Below are 20,394 nucleotides of genomic sequence, written 5' to 3'. Positions count from 1 at the left end.
GGTAAAATCCATTTCTCTATTTTATCTTTGCTGATGAGTTCCAGATTATTGGTCTTTTACATTGCAATCCAAAGTTGCTAATTTTATCGGAACTCTTTTTCTGAATAAGTTTAAACAACTTTAAAACATAACCGTGCATTTCCAGTATATGAGGTTATAATTTTTTCTATATTAGAAGAAGCATTTTCGTACTCGTTTACGGATGTCTAGAAAAATGGCATGTGTTTGTGTTTTTCAAATTGAAGCATGTCTGTAAGTATCATTCTAATTAAAAAGACCATGCCGATAAACCAGATGCCTCCGGACGGAGGAATGTTATATAAAGAGACAGATATGGCGCAGTTTTTCCCTGAGCCGTTCAATGCCGTTACTGCCGTATTTTTTTTAGCCATAGCCATTTTCTGGACTGTTAAAATGAAAGGTAATTTCAGAAAATATCCCTTTTTAACCTACTGCTTAGCTTTATTATATATTGGTGCGATAGGAGGGACGGTTTACCATTCCTTCAGACAGTGGCCGGTATTTATCATGATGGATTGGCTGCCCATTATGTTACTGTGTTTGTCTGCCGCATTTTATTTTGTGGTGCAGAGCACCAGATGGTTTTATGCTGGGGTAATGGTGCTGGGATATCTCGTGTTTATGCTAGTGTCGAGAAACTGGATTTTCGCTGGTAACCCTTCTCTGTTTATCAACGTCAATTACGCCGTCATGGCCGCACTGGTTCTTTTCTCAGTACTGCGTTACCTGGTTTACACGCAGTGGAAAGCCGGTCAATGGGTAGGTTTTGCTGTATTGTCATTTATTTTGGCCCTGACCTTCCGTATTGCTGATAAATGGGAATGGTTCCGCTTCGGAACCCACTTTTTATGGCATACCTTCGGAGCGGCGGCTACGTTTTGTATGTTTAATTATATTTACCTGACGAGGGATGAAGTTGGAAAGGGGTAGTTAGGTTTTATTTCGGTTGCTCAAAGTGTCATGACTTTGAGCATGTAAATAGGATTCTTTTCTTTAGACTTGCTCTAAAGTTGGAGACTTTGGAAAGCTATTAAAACCTCTACTGAAGCCGAACAAGTCACTGGAAAGTAACAATTTATAATAAAAGTTTACACATATTGTAAACTTTTTTTGTATATTTGTTAGGCGATGTAGGTCTTAAATAAAACTACGGGTGAGAAACATGCTGCAACAATAACTAAAATTGATGCTGCTGAAATTTCGCAAATTAATAAGACAAAATGGTTTAATTTTAATTGGAACAAAGAAAAAACCTCTCATGTTTATAAATTAACAGCAGAGAATAAAGAAGAACCAATAGGACTGCTGTCGATAGAGGAGCGGCCACGGGATTACGCTTTGGAAATCAGGCTTCTGGCGGTCTCCAAAGAAAATGTGGGTAAATCGAAGAAATACAGTCGTATTGCAGGTTGCCTTATTGCATTTGTATGCAAAGAAGCATTTAAAAGAGGGTTTGAAGGATATGTATGCTTAAAGCCAAAAACAAAGCTTACAGCACATTATATAAAACAGTATGGACTACAGTCAACCAAAATGTATTTGATAACCGAAGGAGAAAATTCATTAAAATTAATTCAGGAATATGATGAAGACCAACAGAACGAAAATTGAGGGAACTGATTTTTCAAAGTTAACTGGTGAACAACTTGCAGATGCTTTTGTGTTCCCTGCGGATAAAGTTTTGAGCATGAAGGAGAAAAAAGAAGAGGAGGAATTTTGGGCAGCACGTCGGAACCAATTTGAAAATCGCACGCATAAGCAAAAAATGTATTCAAGATTGTTACAGCTCAAGTTTCAATTGGAAGATTATATAAATAGCAACCAATATGAGGAAGCATTTAGTTTTGGATTTTTTTTAAATGAGTACGTTAGCAGACAGGATAAAAAAGATAAGGACTTTGCTGTTGAAGTGGATGTAAAGCCCGCTGTACTGAGTCAATATATTAACAATCATCGAAATCCGACAGATGAGTTTATCATCAGGCTGGAATTACATTCCAACGGGATGATTCCTGCAATAAGTTGGTTCAAGGTCATGCAGAAAGATAAAGAACATGAGATCATGACAAGTCAGAAATTAAGAAATGAAGAAAGCAAGCATGTTAAAAACAGACTTGGATTTGCTTATTAGCTTTCGGTTGCTCGAGAACTTCAATACCGTATAAGTTAAAATTATTGTGGGAATTTTGGTGCAGCCTAAAGTTGTTTTTTGTTATGCCGCTAAGTTTTATAGCTTTATAATCAAAAAAATTACAATTAGACATTAAAGGGTACCGAAAGCTGAGCTTCCAAACTTACGTCTTATCCTGGAGATTATCTTGCTTTTCTATTCATGCTTTCCATTCCATTAATTCCGTAGAAATCTATTTTTTCAATCTCCATATTGGAGAAGATCTTAGCGATGTCCTCATTCCATTCTCCATGGAATTGTTCTGTTAACTTTTCGATCTCACCCGGAATTTTATTTTTAAAAAGTATTAATATGGTTGGAAATTGATAGTGATTATTGACAGCGTATATTCTATTTTCATTATTGGTAAAATAGATTCTTAATAGGTAACTTTCCTTACTGTCAAAAATTTTACTGTCATAGGCAAACATAGAAATGTTGATATTTCTACCTTTCAATAAGTTATAAAAATCAGAAAATTTTTGATGGTTAAATGCGGTTTTACTTGCAGCCGCATTCTGTAGCTTCGGAGTGATTGTATTATAAAATCTTGAATATTCTACTTCCTGCGCTTTACCCATTTGTAATGCCATTGCAGAAAAAGAAATAAATAATATTTTTGGGAGAAGTTTCATCTACAATTCATTTAATTATTTAAGTTTGAAAATAACTCTAAAACCAAAAATAGCTAGTCTTTAGGCGATATTATTACAAATTTCCGTAAATAAAAAATCCCAACTCGTCAGGATTTTCTCTTATTTTGATTTTTGAATTCTTTCTGTAGCTGATCAATTTCACTTTCAATCTTTTTGACCTCTTTTTCATTGAGTTTCGTAAATAAATGTAAGAGATCAATTTCAAGAAAATTACAAAATGTAACAAGGCTTTCAATAGTTGGATTTGTTTCTGCTCTTTCAATTCTACCAACATGGTTACTTGAGATATTAAGCTCATTTCCAAGCTGAAACTGTGAAAGTCCTCTTTTAAGCCTATATAGTTGAATAAGCTTTCCAATTTGAAATTTTAATTCTTCTATTTCCCATTTATACATTTAGTAAATTTTGGACTTTCTAAAATTTTTCATCAACACATATATGTGTTTTATTATTTTTTTTTCTTACATTTGTAAAATAAGCTACAATAAAGTAGCTTTGCGATACTTCAAAAAATAAAAGAAGCTATTGCTTAGAATCTTGTAATAGAAAACTGGTAATTTTTAAACACACAAGACAATAGGCAAGAAGCTCACGACCTAGGCGTGGGCTCTCTTATTTGTGTGTAAGGTATACCAGTACCCCTATTACTGATAATGTAGAGTCCCATGCCGTTTTATTTCATGCTGTTCTGTCTTTCTACAATCATCTTTTCTAAGCCGCTTCACAACATACAAATATCATGATACGATACAGTGGAGTGTACAATCCATTGCGGCTTCAGGGCTTTCACGGGACACAAATGTTATTTATTATTTTAATCTGTTAAGTGTGGAACTCCGGCGTACCGGTGTACGCCGGATGTTTTTACCAGGCAAGTGAAATCAAACGAATTCCATGCAGTAATGGAAGAGGATATCAATGACAGCTCTTTTACATTATTCAAAAAAAATGCAAAAACTTTATGAAAAAAAATACAGCAGATCCAGAAACCCTCTTTTGGACAGGCCCTAAGAAACGTGCTGGGTTACAGCTGTTGGAGAACTTCTTCCAGTTCAATGATCTGGTAACCACTAAAAAAAGGCTAAACGACATCATTCGCTACGCCATAAAAAAGGATGGTTTCATTGCGGAAGATCCGTCGGTGCTCTTTCAGTTTCACCAGTCGATGCGCTCGTTTGTGCGGGCAGGATATCTCCTGATGCTGAAGAAAAAGAACATCGTTTCAGCAGACTGCCGGAGAACTCCGTTCCTGTGATGTCCGGCTTGCTTTCGGAGCAGGAATACCTGGATCCGCTCTTGGTATTCAGTCAGGCCTATAAGGAATACACCATCAAGGAGTTCGATTACTTTATGTCCGGGATGGTTTATTTGTCGATGGGCATCTCTGATCACATTCCTGAAAAAAATATTATCAACCCGTACATTCATCTTATGAAAATGCTGGATGCCGCACACCTTATTCTTCAGAGAAGAAGCAAAAAGAGGATTGCCGGCAACCATCCGGAAGAAGGTGAGAGGTACATAAAAAGTTAGAAGTTTTGGATGAGGAGACCCATCATAAGTTAACAGGAATACCAGAAAATTAAGTTCACCACTGCTACCGCACGATTCCATCGTATGGTATTTATTATCTCACACCAAAGTACCTTTTAAAAAGCTTAAAAAATACCGCAGCATTAAGTGTACCTCAGAAGAAAATCAAAGATTTTCAAAAAACTTACGTGTACTTTTCTGTCCTAAGTATATGACTAAAATTAACTTAAATGGTTAAAAATCTCTTAGATTTTCTTCGTGGTTTACTACAGGCAACCACACGAAGGGATTCGTGCGGTAGCGGTGGTATATTACTTAAATTAACTTAAGTGTTTAAAAAAACTTTTACTGCTACCGCACGATTCCATCGTGTGGTATTTATTATCTCACAACTAAATACCCCTTTAAAAATCTTAAAAAATACCGCATAATTAAGTGTACCTCTGAAGAAAAATCAAAGATTTTCAAAAAACTTACGTGTACTTTTCTGTCCTAAGTATATGACTAAAATTAACTTAAATGGTTAAAAATCCTTTGGATTTCCTTGGTGGTTTACTACAGACAACCACACGAAAGGATTCGTGCGGTAGCGGTGGTATATTACTTAAATTAACTTAGGTGTTTAAAAAAACTTTTACTGCTACGCACGATTCCATCGTGTGGTATTTATTATCTCACAACTAAATACCCCTTTAAAAAGCTTAAAAAAATACCGCATAATTAAGTGTACCTCAGAAGAAAACCAAAGATTTTCAAAAAACTTCCGTGTACTTTTCTGTCCAAAGTATATGACTAAATTAACTTAAGTGTTTAAAAGTCCTTTGGATTTTCTTTGTCGTTTACTACAGGCAACCACACGAAGGGATTCGTGCGGTAGCGGTGAAATTCAGAGTCCGGTTCTTTTACGTTTGAAAGAAAGATGATTTACTTATATTTGCCCCGCAAAGCAAATCTAAATGTTTAAAAAAGTAATCATTGTACTGATCCTTGGCTTTTATCCGGCTTCCGGTTCGGCCCAGCAGGTCCGGCCTTCCAAATCATCTGACATTTACCGCGACCTTAAAACCCTGAAACACCTGCCTAAAGTTTTATACCTGGCAGCCCATCCCGATGATGAAAATACGGGATTGCTCTCGTGGTTAATCAACGACCAGAATGTGGAAACGGGCTATCTTTCTTTAACCAGAGGCGATGGCGGGCAGAATTTATTGGGAACAGAGCAGGGGGCAGCCTTGGGTTTAATCAGGACGCATGAACTTTTGGAGGCCAGAAAATTAGACGGTGCCCAACAGTTTTTTACCCGCGCGATTGATTTCGGATTCTCTAAAAATACGACCGATACTTTTAAACAATGGGATGCCGACAGCATTACAGCAGATGTTGTTTGGGTAATCCGTCAGTTCCGTCCGGATGTGATCATCTGTCGTTTTCCTCCGACTTCGGCGGCAGGACATGGACAGCATGCGGCTTCGGCAGTGATCGCAGAAAAAGCTTTTAAGCTGGCAGGCGATAAAACGGCATTCCCAGATCAGCTGAAATATGTTAATGCCTGGCAGCCCAAACGTGTGCTGTGGAATACTTTCCGGTTTGGTGCGGTGAATACCACGGCTGAAAATCAACTGAAAGTTACCGTCGGGCAATATGATGCGCAACTGGGAATGGGCTATGGCGAACTGGCGGGATTAAGCAGAAGCTTACATAAGAGCCAGGGTGCAGGCACACAGTCTGTAGCCGGTATCAGAACCGAGTATTTTTCGCATGTCGCTGGTGAGCCTGCAAAGACAACCCTTTTTGACGGGATTGTTAAAACGTGGACAACACGAGGACACGCGGACATCGATCAGTCATTGGATAAGATTATTTCCGATTTCAGTTTCAATGATCCGGAACGTAGCTTACCTGCTTTGCTTGCTTTACGGAAGAAGATAATGGCGCTACAGGATGCAGACCTCAAAAGTGATAAAATAAAATCTCTAGACCGCATTATTTTAAGCTGTGCGGGATTTATGGGCGAGGCGGTTACCGGTCAGGCTGAAGCAATTGCCGGGGATCATCTCAATTTCAGACTCAATGTAATTTCGAGGGCGACACATCCTGTCGTTTTAGAAAATGTAAAATGGTTAAATCAATCAGAAAGCTTCAACAGAAAACTGTCAAGAGATTCTTTAATTACCATAGATCATAAAATTCAGATTCCAGCGGATGCAGCACTTACCGAACCGTACTGGCTGGCAAAACCGGCCACGAACGCGGCCACCTTTTCTGTTCCGAGTGATACTTTAATCGGTTTACCGGAGGCAGAGTCACCCCTGAATGTATTGCTTGGTTTAAGAATCGGTTCGGAAAAGTTTGAGGTTCAGCTTCCTTTGTCGTTTAAAAAATTAGACCCGGTGCGCGGTGATGTAGTGGAAGCCCTGCGCATTGTTCCTGCATTGGAACTGAAATTTACACAGCCACTTTACCTGGCCAAAGAAAATGAAGATTTACATTTAAGTTTAAATGTCAAGATTAATTCTGATAAACAGTTCAATAAAGGTATTTTAGACCTGACGTACAAAGGGGAGCGGTTAGGCGGCAGTGAATTAAAATCTATTAATGGAAAAGATTTTACGGTCGACTGTATAATTCCGAAAAATAAGCTTGCCGCAATCAATTCAACCCGTGTACAACTGGATGCCGACTTTGTTGCAGATGGTGTACCATATCATAAAAAACAGGTGCTTATTCAGTACCCGCATTTACCCTCTTTACAATACTTCGCACCTGCAGCGGTCACCGTGATGAAAGGTGATATTCAGGCGAAGGTAAAAAAAGTGGGGTATATAGAAGGAGCGGGTGATTTCGTTCCTGAATTTCTGCGCATTGCCGGGATACAGGTAGAGGTTCTGAAAGATGAAGATTTCTATGGCAACCCTGATGGATCTGCCGGAAACAGCAGCCGGAATAAGCTGTCACAGTATGATGCCATCGTATTGGGAATCCGTGCCAATAATACGGAGAAAAAGCTGGGCCGCTGGATGCCTTTTTTATGGTCTTACGTAAAAGACGGTGGGAATCTGGTGATGCAGTATAATACCAACCAGGATGCAACGGTGGACCAATTGGGAATGTATAACTTCAGCATTGCGAACAAACGGGTTACCGAAGAAAATTCGGCGGTTACAATCTTAAATCCCAATCATAAATTACTGAACGATCCGAACAGAATTACGGCGGAAGATTTTAAGGGCTGGGTGCAGGAGCGTGGTGCCTATTTCCCGGTTCAGTGGGATGGCGCGTATGAGCCGCTGTTTGAAATGCACGATACAGGCGAGGAGCCTCTCCGGGGATCTACTTTATACGCCAGGTACGGCAAAGGGAATTTTATCTATACCCCATTGGCATTTTTCAGACAGCTGCCTGCGGGGAATGTCGGGGCGGCCCGTTTATTTTTAAACTTTTTATCTGCACAGAAGAACTGATGAAAAACCAACTTAAAAACTGGAATACCTGGTACCTGCTGCTAGCGGTGGCACTGGCCGTTCAGATCATATTTTATTATTTATTTACTAAATTCTGGGCATGAGTACAATAGACTGGACTGTTCTTATTTTTACCCTTGTTGCAGTGGTGGTATACGGCGTATTCATCGGTCGTGGCCAGAAAAGCAACGAATCTTACCTGAAGGCCGATAATAAAATGCCCTGGTACATTGTGCTTATCGGAATTATGGCTACACAGGCCAGTGCCATTACCTTTCTTTCGGCACCGGGCCAGGCGTATACCGACGGGATGCGATTCGTTCAGTATTATTTCGGTCTGCCTCTGGCAATGATCGTAATCTGTATCACATTCATTCCTATTTTTCAGCGCTTAAATGTTTATACCGCCTATGAGTATCTGGAAAACCGGTTTGATAAAAAAACAAGGGTACTCACTTCACTTCTTTTTCTTTTCTCCAGAGGCCTGTCAACAGGAATCAGCATCTACGCTCCGAGCATTATCCTGTCGAGCGTTTTAAACTGGAATATTTATTTAACCAATGTTTTAACAGGAGGCATTCTGCTGATCTATACCTATGTCGGCGGTGCAAAGGCAATCGCTCATACCCAGAAATTACAGTTTCTCATTATCCTGGGAACCATGGCTTTTGCCGGGTACCTGCTCATTGAAAATATGCCGAACGGAATCGGTTTTACAGACGCGCTATATCTGGCGGGAAAATCCGGAAAGCTTAATGTCATCACTACAGAATTCGACTGGAAAGATAAATACAATATCTGGAGCGGGCTGATCGGCGGTTTTTTTCTGGCATTATCTTACTTCGGGACCGACCAGAGCCAGGTCGGAAGGTATATTACGGCGAAAGACAATACCAACGCCAAAATGGGACTGCTGCTGAACGGACTGGTTAAAATTCCGATGCAGTTTGCGATTCTTCTCATCGGTGCCCTGCTTTTCGCATTCTTCTCCCTGAAACCGGCTCCGATTTATTTTAATGAACGTTCTTATCAATATCTAAAGGACACACAACCCCAGCAGGCTGCGGTTTTCGAGAAAGAACATCAGCATTTACAGGTAAAATTTAATGCAGAGTCGAAAGAGATTTTAAAGCTGAAGGAAACGCATTCCCCACAACTCAAAAAAGCGGTGCAGGATTTTAAAAATACACAGACTGAGGTAAAAGCACTTCACGGAAGAGTAGAGGAAGCGATCAATCATTCCAGCTATAATGCGGAGAAAACGGATACCAATTATATTTTCCTGTACTTTGTGAAAAATACCCTGCCTGCAGGCATGATCGGTTTACTGTTTGCCGTCATTTTCCTCGCCAGCTGGGGTTCCATTTCCGCAGCGCTGAATTCCCTGGCCGCCTGTTCCCTGAAAGACGTCCATCTGATATTCCGAAAAGAAATTCCTGATGATGAAACGGAACTGAAGTTCAGCCGGCTGCACACTTTAGCATGGGGCTTATTCTCAATCGGTGTCGCCATGTTTGCCACGCAGATGGGTTCCCTTATCGAAGCGGTGAATGTTTTAGGATCTCTTTTCTACGGTCCGATACTGGGGATTTTCCTGGTTGCCTTTTATTATAAGAAAATCAACGGCTCTAATGTATTTATTGCTGCCATTTTATCAGAAATGACTGTTATTGCCGTGTATCAGCTCGATATTGTTTCTTTTCTGTGGCTCAATGTCATCGGGGCAGCGGCAGTCATTATATTTTCGGCCATCGGGTTGCTGTTTTATAGATCGAAAGCAGTAAATTCGTGAATGGAGAATGGGGGAAGGAGTGAAGAGGAAAGAATAAAGAATAAAGAAGTAGGAACAAAGAGGAAGGATATAGAGTGAAGAATAAAGAACAAACAAATAAATATAAGTATTATGAAAACAATCCTTAGATCTGCTACCGTCCTTGTTGCTGCAATGACGATGTCTGTAAACGCTTTTGCACAGGACACGAAAAAACCTGCCAGCCCTGCGGCTACGGCTACAGGAAAAATTAAAGATGCAACGGTTACCATAGCCTACAGCAGCCCTTCTGTAAAAGATCGTAAAATCTGGGGCGATTTGGTGCCTTATAATAAGGTTTGGCGTGCGGGTGCCAATGAGGCCACTACCTTTGAAACAGATAAAGACATTACCGTTCAGGGTAAAAAACTGCCTGCGGGTAAATACAGCTTTTTCTTAATGCCAAAAGAAAGCGGAACGTGGACTGCGATTTTTAATAAAGAGCCAAAACAGTGGGGCGCTTATAAATACGAAGAAGGAAAAGATGCTCTGCGCGTAGATGTAAAAACAAAAGCGTTAAAAGCGAAACAGGAAACTTTAATATATAAAGTAAACAGTAACGGATTCACTATGGACTGGGATCAAATCTCGGTTCCCGTGGAGATCAAATAATTAAAGTATAAGTAATCAGAATCCCGGATAACCGGGATTTTGTTTTATAGTAAAGCTTTTATGGTTAGGGAAGGTGCTGCAAAAACTTTTTATGTATTTCTTCTCTGATATACTTTTCATCCTCTTCATTTAAAAATCCCAGGGGTGCATAATCTGTGTATTTCTTTTTAAAATCTTCAGCGATTTTATGGTATACCTTGTCCTTTTGGATGTATGGGGAGTTATACCAGTTAATTTTTTCAAATTCTCTCTGAATATCATTAAAGAATATTTTAAAATAGCCTCTGTCTTTAATTTCCCTTTTCCACGTCAGAAGCCAGTTGATCTGGCTGGCTATGGTATTGGTATTTTCAGGATATCTCAACTCCTGTTTTAAGAAAAATCGCGGATTTTCGTTGTTAAACCGGCAGATAAGATCATAATCTTTACCCATCCTCTCATTAAAATCTGAAAGGTTAAGCCGGGCAATTTTAATATTCTCTGCATTTTTGTCGATCGTTTCCTGGGAAACACCCTTTTCAAAAGAAATTATATTCAAAACGAAGTTTTTTGTTTCACAAATATAATGAAGAAATTGCGGACTGCTTTTTAAGTTTTAAAAGAATATATGCACAAGGATTGGTGGGTGAGAGATTGTCCGTTCTCACCTGTTTTGATAGTGAATCATGAGTTTCATAAAAGTCTGAACGTTATCTGTGCACCGGAAATTGATATCGGAATCACTCATAATATATCGAAGCAGGGAATTTTAGCCTGGAATGGGATTGTCTGTTTCAGGTTAATCGTAATGGATATGTAAAAAGCCGGCGATGAAGATCAGTGCCGGCTTCTTTTGCTGTAAACAGCAATTTGATTTTTAGAGTAAATATCCTATGTTCATACAAATGATCCGGAAATCCTGTTATCAGTTGATAGGAAGAGCATACATCTGGTTTTCTGCCCAGGTTGATCCTCCAAAATTATCAATGGTACCCGTATAGCCATTAACAGCTACGCTTCCGGCCCAATAATAATAAACTTTTGCAGAAGATGAAGTATTATTTAATATCAGAGATCCTGAAACAAGACCAAACTGAGTAGCTGGCCCCCAGATTCCACTCATAAGATTGGAACCTACGATGTCCGGCGTAAATACAAAAGTAGTGGGACTGTCTGAAAAGCTGCTGCGTACCCAGACAGACTGGCCCGTTGGCATATTAACGAAATTTGTAACCAGCTGAGTTGTATTAACAATATATTTGCTGTTGGCCGGAATGGTAATCGTGGTTCCGGTATAATTATAAGCTCCCCAGTTGGATGGATTGAGATTAACACCGGTTGCAGAAAAAACGGCCTGTATTACCGGAGCAGATGGGGCGGGAAGTGCCTGCTTTCTGATGAGCCCATCGTTATCTGCGGTAAGCATGACAGTACCTCCGGCGGAAGGAATATTTCGGACACGGGCACTACCGTCGACATCCAGACGTTGGGTAGGAGTCGTGGTACCGATTCCGACATTTCCCGCCTGATCGAAAGTTGTGGTGGATGTAGTACCCGATATGCTCAGTGAATTTCCATTATTGGAAATTGTAGTAGCCTGCCCGAGAGATCCTCCCAGGATCACATCATTGCCCGAAAGCGAAACGCCGCTCCTCGCATTGATGGTTTTATCAAGCTTCTGCCAGACATTTCCGTCAAAGTAGTAATATCCTGCTGCATTGATATTGACCGTCTTAGGACTTGATACTGAAACAGCGGAAGATGCATAAACTATAATCCCCGTCTGATCAGAAGTATACTGATTATCGGCTGATTTTATCTGTTCTCCTGTAAGCCTGGGAAGAAGAAAACCTTCAGGTAATGTTCCGTCCGTACTTTTTGCTGATACATCCAGTGTTCCTTTAGGATTTTGGGTATTGATTCCCACCTGGGAATAGAGAACCGCTGAAAACAGAGTAGCAACTATAACCGATGCATGTTTTTTCATGTTTAAAAGTTTTAAAATGATTTATTTTATAAAATAAAGTGAATATTTACTATAGTAAGACTGTTGATTATTTTCCTCTAGTATAAGAATAATGCAATGCATATTAATTTTAAAGGCGCAAATATACTGATAAGTTGTATTAAAGCTAATAATTAAAGACTTATTTGTGTAAAATATTCAAAAGATGAGAATAAATGCCGATCACGGGACACAGGATATTATTGGATAACGTTTTGAATGACATTTCATAAAAATTCATACAGAAATCTATAAAAACACCTGCAATATTCCTACAGGTGTTGTCATCCGGTATACTTACTGGCCTAAATAAATAAAAGTGTTTACGGCAAGATAGGCAGACTGGTTGTTCAGGGTTTGCCCGGATCCCAATGTAGTGGACGTTGTTCCGGTAAAGGTATGGCTATGGTCCGGGGCAGAACCTGTAATGCCTACTCCGACACCGCCAAATAACGTGGGACTCGCAGTACCTCCATGTCCGGAGCCATCATTGCCTGTACTGGTGCCGGCATATAAAAAGGCACCTCCCGTATCTGTGTTATGCGTGTGTGCTCCTGCTGATAAGGCCGTGCCGGCAACAGTAGAGGTTAAGCTGATATTAGGAAGGTTGCTTTGTGAAATGGCGAATGAATTACTTCCCCCGGTAGTACCTACATTTTCTGCCGTGCTTCTGGTTTTCAGAGTTCGGTCTGTAGCATCATATAAATTGGTGGTTAGGCCTAAACTTGTTGCTGCTGCCTGCGCACCGGCCGGAAGCGTAGAAATGGCCCTGCCGTTCAGCAGGTACCAGCCGTCGTGATCTGCTGACTTAAATGACTGGGTAACACTTCCCAATGGGTGCGACAACAGGGTTTTGTTGATTTTTTCCCAGGCAGTTCCATTATAAAAATAGAATCCGCTGGCATCGATATTCTGGGCTTTTGCTGTCTGAGTGCCTGTGGTATAATCATTAACATATATCATGGTGGATATTTCCACGGTACCCATATTCTGTGCACGCTGGCGGTCTACTCTCGGGATTAGCATCCCATCTGTATTCGTGGTCGTTCCTGTAGGGTTTTTGGCATTGATATCCAACGTTGAAAGAGGAGTGGCAGTATTGATTCCGACCTGGCTGCAGGCCGTACCAAAAACTGATAATAATATAACTGATAATAATGATTTGCTATTCATGATTTTGCTTGAAGAGTATTATAAATAATAACAGATTATTCACCTAAATAAATAAAAGTATTGACCGATAAGTAGGGAGACCTGTTATCAACTGACACACCACTTCCCCCGAGAGGGGTTGTTACCGTTCCGCTGAAGATATGGGTGTGGACGCCCGCAGCAGCCGTATTGGCTCTCGAGTTTACCCCTCCCCAGGCACCGTTTCCGGCATTACCATAGCCGGTTCCGTTGTTTCCGGCACTTGTTCCGGACAGGAGGTAGGCGCTCCCTACGGCAGGGTTATGCGCGTGGGCTCCCGCTGCGGCAGTAGTTCCGCTGGTATTGTTGGTAAGTGTTATATTGGGTAAATTACCCTGTGAGATGGTCAGTACATTACTTCCTCCCGCAGTTGCCACATTTTCGGTGGTATTTTTTGTTTTCAGAACCCTGTCTGAAGCATTCGGGATGTTGGCTGTGAAACCTAACGCCTGTGCCCTGGCCTGCACTGCAGCCGGGAAAGCAGAAACAGCTCTTCCGTCCAGCAAATACCAGCCGTTATGGTCAGTTGCTCTTACTGAATATTTTATATTTCCTGTAAGCGCGCTTTTATCGGTATAAAACAGCTTTTCCCACTGGCTGCCATTGTAATGGTAGAAGCCCGTATTATCGATGTTCTGGGCTTTTCCCGTCTGAGTTCCCGTCGTGTAATTATTAATGTAGATGATCGTAGACCTTTCAACGGAAGCCATGTTCTGGGCCCGCTGCCGGTCTACCCGGGGAATTAAAATTCCATCTGCTTTGGCAGAGGTCCCTGTAGGATTGACTGCCCTGATATCTAATGTTGACTGAGGCGTGGAAATATTAACGCCCACCTGTCCGTATGCGGTATTCACCAGTGCCAGAAATGCCGCTGATGAAAAAATTATCGTTTTTTTCAAGATGTCTGATAAATTTTTTGATTTTAATAAGGGTAGCGGTGTTGCTTTTATTCACCTAAATAAATAAAACTGTTTAGAGCAAGGTAAGCAGACCGGTTATCTATGGGCTGACCGGATCCTCCCAGTGGAACCTGTACTGCCTGGGATACCGTATGCGTGTGTGCTCCGGCAGTTCCTGTGGTTTGAAACGCGCCTGTCCCTCCCCAGGCACCGGCTCCTCCTCCGCCATATCCTCCGCCTGCCAGTCCGGTAACTAAAAATCCGCTGCCTTTATCAGAAGTGTGTGTATGGCTGCCTGCAGAATTTATGGTAATGTTTGCGTTCCCCGCCAGTGAAACGTTAGGTAAATTACTTTGTGAAATGGTGATAGAGCCATTACCGCCTACAGCTCCGATATTTTCGGACGTACCTCTTGCTTTGAGGGTTTTATCGGTTGCGTCGAATAAATTGCCTGCCAATCCAAGGCTTGCTGCTGCCGACCTGGCATTGGCAGGAAGGCCTGCGATGGATCTCCCGTCCAGCAGATACCATCCTTCATGATCAGCTGTTCTGGCAGAATACTGAATGTCTCCCAAAGAATAAGATCGGGAGTCGAAATTAAGCTTTTGCCAGACACTTCCGTCGAAATAGTAAAATCCTGTTACATCTATATGAACGGCTGTTCCGGTATTGGTCCCCGTTGATATATCATTCACATATACCATTGTAGAAGTTGCTACGGTAGCCATATTTTGTGCGCGCTGTCTGTCGATGTGGGGAATAAGAATTCCATCGGTCTCTGTTACTGTACCGGTAGCATTTTTTGCCACGATGTCCAGTGTTGCCTTCGGATCGCTGCTGTTGATTCCCACCTGGGAATACACGAAGCTCCCTGCCAGGAATAATGCTGTTGAGTATAACTGTTTCATTAATTGTTTTCTTGTTTGTAATGATTAAGATTTTCAGGTATTATTTAAAAGCACGATCCGCTGAATTTTGTGAATAGTGTTAATTCCCCTCATTAGTATAATTGGAGTAAGACCTGCTTCTTTAATTGATCATCGGAATGGTTACTGATCTTCGAAGTGAAAAGCAGAAATATTCATTCTGAGTTCACCATAAATAAGACCAGGGTCATGATTGAAAATAAAATCTCTGAAAAAATAGTAATGCTTCATACCTTAATTAGTTTAAACCTGAGATCTTTACGGGAAATATTGTATGATTAAATAAAGACCTGCAAAGCTACTGCATTTTGGTTGATATATTCATGAAAAAATGATGATTTTTAAAATATTATTTTACCATTTTCAATGCATTAATAAATATTTTTAAGTCCCTGATTAAGCGTGTTTTTTATTGGAATTACTGGTGTGTTTGGCTGTTGAGGTCAGAATACGATGAATTTTTCCTTATGAATTTGTTTATAACAGGTATCTAAACCGTAAAACAGCTGTGTGAAATGCCTGATACATATGTTTCAACATCTGGGGTTGAGTGTATATAGGCAAACTTTTACCCGATCGCAAATCAGAACGTTAAAAAGATAAGATACATCTCAAAAAATCATGATTATATGTCAGGACATAAAATTAAAATCAGTAACTTATCTACTGAAGATTTTAGAATGATTTATTTAAATCAAATAAGTACAGAATCTATAAACATTCCTTACATTCCAACATTATGACACTGAGTGAAATAGAAAGCGAATACGGATTTACATATCCTGAAATTTACAAGCAACTGGAACAGGATGGAATGCTTGATGTCGGAGAATACAGCCCGGCATGGTCCGATACGGTTTTTCCCAGGCTGAAGGAAAATCCTACACTTTTACTGTTCAGCTATGATTTTGAATTACTCAATACGGAAGCAGTGAGTGAAGCGATTGAAGAACTGACTGATCCTGATGATTACAGGCAGATTAAGCCTGAATTCAGGTTTGTTCCGTTTGCGCAAAGCGGTGGAGGCGACCATTTCTGCTTTTCCCTGAATGAAAAAGACGGTGACCATATTCCTGTGGTATTGGTTTGGCATGACAGCAACGAAGTAAATTATCTTGCCAGGAACCTGCAGGACTATATTTTCAGAGCTTTACTTACCGATATGTCGGACCAGGATATTTATAATAAGGTTAGTGACGAAGAATTTAAAAATAATTTTAACCGTAGTCTGAAAACCCATACAAAATATCTGACCGAAAAGCAGACCGCTATTTTGCAGAATGTACTTTCAAGAGATATTATTGACTATGAGACTGAACTGCCAAAGGGTAGAAAAGAGAAACACAGAGGACTGCTGACGGACATCGAATTAAATAAAATATTATCGGAAACAATTGGATTTGACAAATTAGATTCAACATTCGCATATGCTGATTGAAATGAAATATTCGGCGGTCAGTAATCATTAATAAACTTTAAAGCTGGCTGATCCCGGTTATACTGAAGAATCATTCCTGAACAGATTGAAGATTGAAAAAAAAATGAAGGGACTTATCAGCTCGAGAATTGATTTCTGCCTGCTTTATTAAGTATTATTATTTACGGTAGTGCTAAATTAAACGGGATGGTTTGTACGTAGATCAATCCGTTCTAATAGATGTAAATTATGACAAGAATACTGTAAACGTTTGTAAAGCAAATTACATTCTACACACTCACTTTTTTTAATGTTGAAACCATGTTTTTTGCAGAAATAACCACTCCTTCCATGTAACCGAAAACCCGGCCGACGTTTCCGTATTGGACAAGAAAAGTCTATCATTAAAATATCCGGATTGTAAAAGTGATTGTCCATTATTTTGATGGGGTCTGCTGACGATTTTCTATAAATGTGAAAAAATGGTAATATTAAGAACCTCTTACATTCACTTTAAACATGACGTTATTTTAATGTTTCTGAATATGTCATGTCGCCACCGCTGAAATCACAAAAAACAGGAGAAAAATTTCGTGTTACTCTATTTACTTCTGTTCAAAGGATTTCAGGGTGCCATTCTCATGATACTCAATATCATATCGTGAACGTTCATTCTGTATCGTCCTGGGAGACCAAATAATCTTATGATTCCTTTTTCCCGTAAAAATGACCTGATTCTCATTGTTGCTTCCTATTTCATTTCCTTTTTCTACGAGTACTTTGTAGACATTGTTTACATTTTTAAAGGGAATTTCATCCAGACTGACCAGGCGGGCTTTGATGTTATCACTCTTAGAAAGCACCACAGGTTCAGGCTCCTGCCATTGTCCATCTGCATAAGTATACTCATCTACAAAATCAGGGTTTTCAGGGGTCTGAATTTTGGCAATAATTCTTCCGTCAGGATAAAAATGAATATATTCAAAAATATTGATGGAAATTCCACGGAAGCGGGGGAGGTCGCGGAGCTGTTGTTCTGCAAGTTCCAGTTTCTCAGGCATCGAAGCAAAGGGTACACTGTTTTCCGTCCTGTTCTCCATATCCCGAAATTCGTCAGTATGACTTTTTGTGGGATTTCCTGCAGGTGTAGCAGGAGTCAGCGTATCATTAATACTTTTGTTAAAATCTTTGCAGCCCGTGAGAAAAACCGGAAGCAGCAGTATTAAAATATTTTTTTTCATTATATTTTCAGTTATTGATCTGATCATAAAAAACAAATTTTTCAGGCCGGTCCGAAAGGTACATGATCTCCCTGTGTTTTAGAGCCGAGACTTTGGCGATATCCAGTAACGAAACAATTTCTTTCTTTACCCCATGGATCTTCTTTCCGCCCTTATCCGTAAATTCCAAAGTAAATTCTACCTGTGGCTGTTCATTGATATAGGTTCCCGTTTGTTGTACCTGTACAATTTCGGCTATTGTTTTTTCTCCTTTAAATTTCAGTTCGAGAAGTTCCCGTCCTGTATTATTACCCATAATGAAAACTCTGAAAATAAGATAAAATATTCCCATGAATAAAATAAAGCATGCAGGGATCACCAGCAGCGGGTGAAACAGTTCCAGAAAACGCCAGCCCAACCCGCCATTCTCCGTAGTATAGGCATACAGATAATAAGCAGCTACACCACCGGTAAAAACAAGCCATAGCAACAGCAACACATAATTTACTTTTGAAGTTGACCCTTCCAGTAGCAAATAAGGATTGTTTTTAAATTCGGAATCAACTTTAAGGTAGATGTTCTTTCCCTTCTCAAACCTGTTTTCTTTAGGACGCACGTCATTGACCATCATGGTATGATGAATAACCGCTCCTGAGAAATTCATCATCTCTAAAGTTATCTGGCGGGATATAAAATTTTCGTGTTTTTTGAGAATTGCTGACTGTATGATCTTGGCCTGCACTCTTTTTCCATGCCGGTCTATATAGGCAAGATTTTTTTGGGCCAAAATGCCGTTCCTGATGATCAGCCATAAGGTAGTTCCGAGCACTGTCGTCCAGAGGAGAAAGCTAAGTCCCAGATAAAAAACGGCAAGCCTGCCGTTTTCGGTATTACTGCTGGTATGATAGGTATTGTAATAGATAATACATGGATGTACGAATATAAAATAGGCGATAAAAATGCCCCAGAATCCAATAAACCCGTTTTTCATTTCAAATTTAATTGATCTTGTTAATTTCTTATTTTGAAGACTTATCCGTTTGCAAATATCATACCTTAATACTTCGCGAAACGTTGTTATCAATAGAAAAATGCAACTTTAGGAGAGCGCTGTATTATCTTTAATTTTTTAATGGATCTGAAAAACAGGACAGTTTACATGCTCTCACAAGTCATTGCAATACTTCCTTTTTAGTGGGGCTTATCAGTTTCCCAATTTCCCCTAAAATTTTAAACACGACAACAGTAAATTTAATAAGAAAGAGCGGGGATGAACAATATCCGGAAATAAATTTTTATGATTTATATTCTGTTTTATATCTGATCATCAGTTGATTATTATTGGTATTAATAAAAAGGAAACATCATCACATCGATAATGTACAAGTTCCGGAATGTTTATTCAAGGATCTATAACCATATCATACCTTACCTGTTATTTGAAAGACATATCCGTTTTATAGCAATATTTTAAAACAGTATGATCTTCCAGAGCCCGTCTGAAATTTTTCTTATCATGATCAATTATACCTTGTTGGGTACCAAATCTTTTCAGAAATTTTTCAGTTGGATTTTCCAGTTTTTCAGTAAAGGTATTACAAACAAGACATTTTTTATCAACCATCGTACTAAGTACTGATTTTCTGCTACAAATCGGACACTTTTTTAAGCTATTGCAAAGCTGGTGAATTTCTTCAACCTGGGATTTTGTAAGCAGGCCTGTGGGTAATTTTCTAAGTAATTTAAAAAAATTAAAGGATCCAGTAGAAAAGGAAATATAATCTCTTGCATCATATTCTCTGGAGATTTGTTCTTCAGGCGAAAGTCTGTTTAAAGTAATATGAAAACTTTCGTAACCATCGGTTTTCCATTCCACATGATTTATTTCGGACCAAAAGACATGGTATCTTTTTTCTTTAAAATAAGAAAATCCATTCTTATCAATATTGCTGATCCTGTACTTTTTCAAATATTTCAGATAACATTTTTTGCAGAAATAGAAATCACCATAACCCTCTACCTTTCTTCTGCTTCCACAGTTTCCACAAGTAGACTCCAAAATTTTGATATACCTTTTCAGGATTTGTTCGAGTTTGGGACTGACTTCTGTATGAAATCCCCGAAAAGTCATACGGCCCCAGGACTCTTTATAATCCAAAGGTTGCTGAAAAGTCCATCCGCTGGCAATAAGTTCTGCAAACATTTTTCTTGCCTGCTTTTCCCATCCGGAAAATAAATCCTTTACTACTAAACGGATATAGGAATTCTGATTGAAATTGTCAAAATTGAAATTCCTTCTGCTTAGTTCCATTTTCATTTGGAAATAAGCATCCTCATTATAGTGTACTTTATCCATAAAAAACAGATAAGCCAGGTAGTCTGTCTTAGTGTTGTGAAAAGGATTCATTGCTGTATTTTTAGTTTAAAAAAGAGCAAAAGTACTCAAATCCGATATATATATACTAACTTGTTGTAAACTGGTAAATTTTAACCA

At 39.5% G+C, this 20,394-nt stretch carries 19 protein-coding genes; 9 read left to right on the top strand and 10 right to left on the bottom strand.

Translation table 11 applies throughout. From position 1 onward, the window contains the following. Nucleotides 1–246 precede the first annotated feature (246 nt). Together ODZ84_RS06120 and ODZ84_RS06115 are read left to right on the top strand one after the other, a co-directional pair. Nucleotides 247–951: a hypothetical protein gene (locus ODZ84_RS06120; RefSeq protein WP_266176107.1), complete on the top strand. Its 705-nt coding sequence runs from the start codon at nucleotides 247–249 to the stop codon at nucleotides 949–951. A gap of 652 nt (nucleotides 952–1,603) precedes the next feature. Then, nucleotides 1,604–2,152, top strand: coding sequence for a helix-turn-helix domain-containing protein (locus tag ODZ84_RS06115; RefSeq protein ID WP_266176106.1), 549 nt, complete (start codon nucleotides 1,604–1,606; stop codon nucleotides 2,150–2,152). 182 nt (nucleotides 2,153–2,334) lie between these two features. On the opposite strand, the gene ODZ84_RS06110 is transcribed toward ODZ84_RS06115, so the two are convergent. Both ODZ84_RS06110 and ODZ84_RS06105 read right to left on the bottom strand, forming a co-directional pair. Next, nucleotides 2,335–2,826 (bottom strand): hypothetical protein, encoded by a 492-nt coding sequence (locus ODZ84_RS06110; RefSeq protein WP_266176105.1) that lies wholly within the window; start codon nucleotides 2,824–2,826, stop codon nucleotides 2,335–2,337. Nucleotides 2,827–2,933: 107 nt separating this feature from the next. After that, complete coding sequence (locus tag ODZ84_RS06105) at nucleotides 2,934–3,242, bottom strand: helix-turn-helix domain-containing protein (protein WP_266176104.1); 309 nt, start codon at nucleotides 3,240–3,242, stop codon at nucleotides 2,934–2,936. 566 nt (nucleotides 3,243–3,808) lie between these two features. On the opposite strand from ODZ84_RS06105, the gene ODZ84_RS06100 reads away from it, so the two are divergent. From ODZ84_RS06100 to ODZ84_RS06080, 5 genes are all read left to right on the top strand, one after another. Further along, nucleotides 3,809–4,102, top strand: a complete 294-nt coding sequence (locus ODZ84_RS06100) for a hypothetical protein (RefSeq protein WP_266176103.1) — start codon at nucleotides 3,809–3,811, stop codon at nucleotides 4,100–4,102. Beyond that, a complete protein-coding gene (locus ODZ84_RS06095; RefSeq protein WP_266176102.1) occupies nucleotides 4,102–4,380 on the top strand; it encodes a hypothetical protein in 279 nt (92 codons plus the stop codon). Before ODZ84_RS06100 ends, ODZ84_RS06095 begins: the two co-directional genes overlap by 1 nt. Nucleotides 4,381–5,336: 956 nt before the next feature. Continuing rightward, nucleotides 5,337–7,841, top strand: a complete 2,505-nt coding sequence (locus tag ODZ84_RS06090; protein WP_266176101.1) for a PIG-L family deacetylase — start codon at nucleotides 5,337–5,339, stop codon at nucleotides 7,839–7,841. Nucleotides 7,842–7,941: 100 nt separating this feature from the next. Continuing rightward, complete coding sequence (locus ODZ84_RS06085; protein WP_266176100.1) at nucleotides 7,942–9,633, top strand: sodium:solute symporter; 1,692 nt, start codon at nucleotides 7,942–7,944, stop codon at nucleotides 9,631–9,633. A gap of 111 nt (nucleotides 9,634–9,744) precedes the next feature. Further along, entirely contained in the window at nucleotides 9,745–10,263 is a 519-nt protein-coding gene (locus ODZ84_RS06080; protein ID WP_266176099.1) for a DUF2911 domain-containing protein, read from the top strand. Between the two features lie 64 nt (nucleotides 10,264–10,327). On the opposite strand, the gene ODZ84_RS06075 is transcribed toward ODZ84_RS06080, so the two are convergent. Then, on the bottom strand, nucleotides 10,328–10,801 hold the full coding sequence (locus ODZ84_RS06075) for a hypothetical protein (protein ID WP_266176098.1): 474 nt from the start codon (nucleotides 10,799–10,801) through the stop codon (nucleotides 10,328–10,330). A 69-nt stretch (nucleotides 10,802–10,870) separates the two neighbouring features. Between ODZ84_RS06075 and ODZ84_RS06070 the strand changes: the two genes are divergently transcribed. After that, complete coding sequence (locus tag ODZ84_RS06070) at nucleotides 10,871–11,062, top strand: hypothetical protein (RefSeq protein WP_266176097.1); 192 nt, start codon at nucleotides 10,871–10,873, stop codon at nucleotides 11,060–11,062. A 105-nt stretch (nucleotides 11,063–11,167) separates the two neighbouring features. Here the strand turns inward: ODZ84_RS06070 and ODZ84_RS06065 are convergent, their stop codons facing one another. The 4 genes from ODZ84_RS06065 to ODZ84_RS06050 form a co-directional block, all read right to left on the bottom strand. Then, nucleotides 11,168–12,229, bottom strand: a complete 1,062-nt coding sequence (locus ODZ84_RS06065; RefSeq protein WP_266176096.1) for a hypothetical protein — start codon at nucleotides 12,227–12,229, stop codon at nucleotides 11,168–11,170. A 315-nt stretch (nucleotides 12,230–12,544) separates the two neighbouring features. Continuing rightward, nucleotides 12,545–13,420, bottom strand: a complete 876-nt coding sequence (locus ODZ84_RS06060; protein WP_266176095.1) for a hypothetical protein — start codon at nucleotides 13,418–13,420, stop codon at nucleotides 12,545–12,547. 35 nt (nucleotides 13,421–13,455) lie between these two features. Further along, nucleotides 13,456–14,337, bottom strand: coding sequence for a hypothetical protein (locus tag ODZ84_RS06055; protein ID WP_266176094.1), 882 nt, complete (start codon nucleotides 14,335–14,337; stop codon nucleotides 13,456–13,458). Between the two features lie 47 nt (nucleotides 14,338–14,384). Then, nucleotides 14,385–15,245 (bottom strand): hypothetical protein, encoded by an 861-nt coding sequence (locus ODZ84_RS06050; protein ID WP_266176093.1) that lies wholly within the window; start codon nucleotides 15,243–15,245, stop codon nucleotides 14,385–14,387. A gap of 757 nt (nucleotides 15,246–16,002) precedes the next feature. On the opposite strand from ODZ84_RS06050, the gene ODZ84_RS06045 reads away from it, so the two are divergent. Then, entirely contained in the window at nucleotides 16,003–16,701 is a 699-nt protein-coding gene (locus tag ODZ84_RS06045) for an SMI1/KNR4 family protein (protein WP_266176092.1), read from the top strand. Between the two features lie 584 nt (nucleotides 16,702–17,285). Here the strand turns inward: ODZ84_RS06045 and ODZ84_RS06040 are convergent. The 3 genes from ODZ84_RS06040 to ODZ84_RS06030 all read right to left on the bottom strand — a co-directional run bounded on the left by ODZ84_RS06040 (nucleotide 17,286) and on the right by ODZ84_RS06030 (nucleotide 20,307). Further along, on the bottom strand, nucleotides 17,286–17,921 hold the full coding sequence (locus ODZ84_RS06040; RefSeq protein ID WP_266176091.1) for a hypothetical protein: 636 nt from the start codon (nucleotides 17,919–17,921) through the stop codon (nucleotides 17,286–17,288). Nucleotides 17,922–17,928: 7 nt separating this feature from the next. Next, entirely contained in the window at nucleotides 17,929–18,891 is a 963-nt protein-coding gene (locus ODZ84_RS06035) for a hypothetical protein (RefSeq protein WP_266176090.1), read from the bottom strand. Nucleotides 18,892–19,335: 444 nt separating this feature from the next. Beyond that, entirely contained in the window at nucleotides 19,336–20,307 is a 972-nt protein-coding gene (locus ODZ84_RS06030; protein WP_266176089.1) for a hypothetical protein, read from the bottom strand. Between the last annotated feature and the right edge of the window lie 87 nt (nucleotides 20,308–20,394).

The sequence above is a fragment of the Chryseobacterium fluminis genome (assembly GCF_026314945.1).
GTDB classification, from domain to species: domain Bacteria; phylum Bacteroidota; class Bacteroidia; order Flavobacteriales; family Weeksellaceae; genus Chryseobacterium; species Chryseobacterium fluminis.
This window is presented reverse-complemented; position numbering and strand designations above follow the sequence as displayed.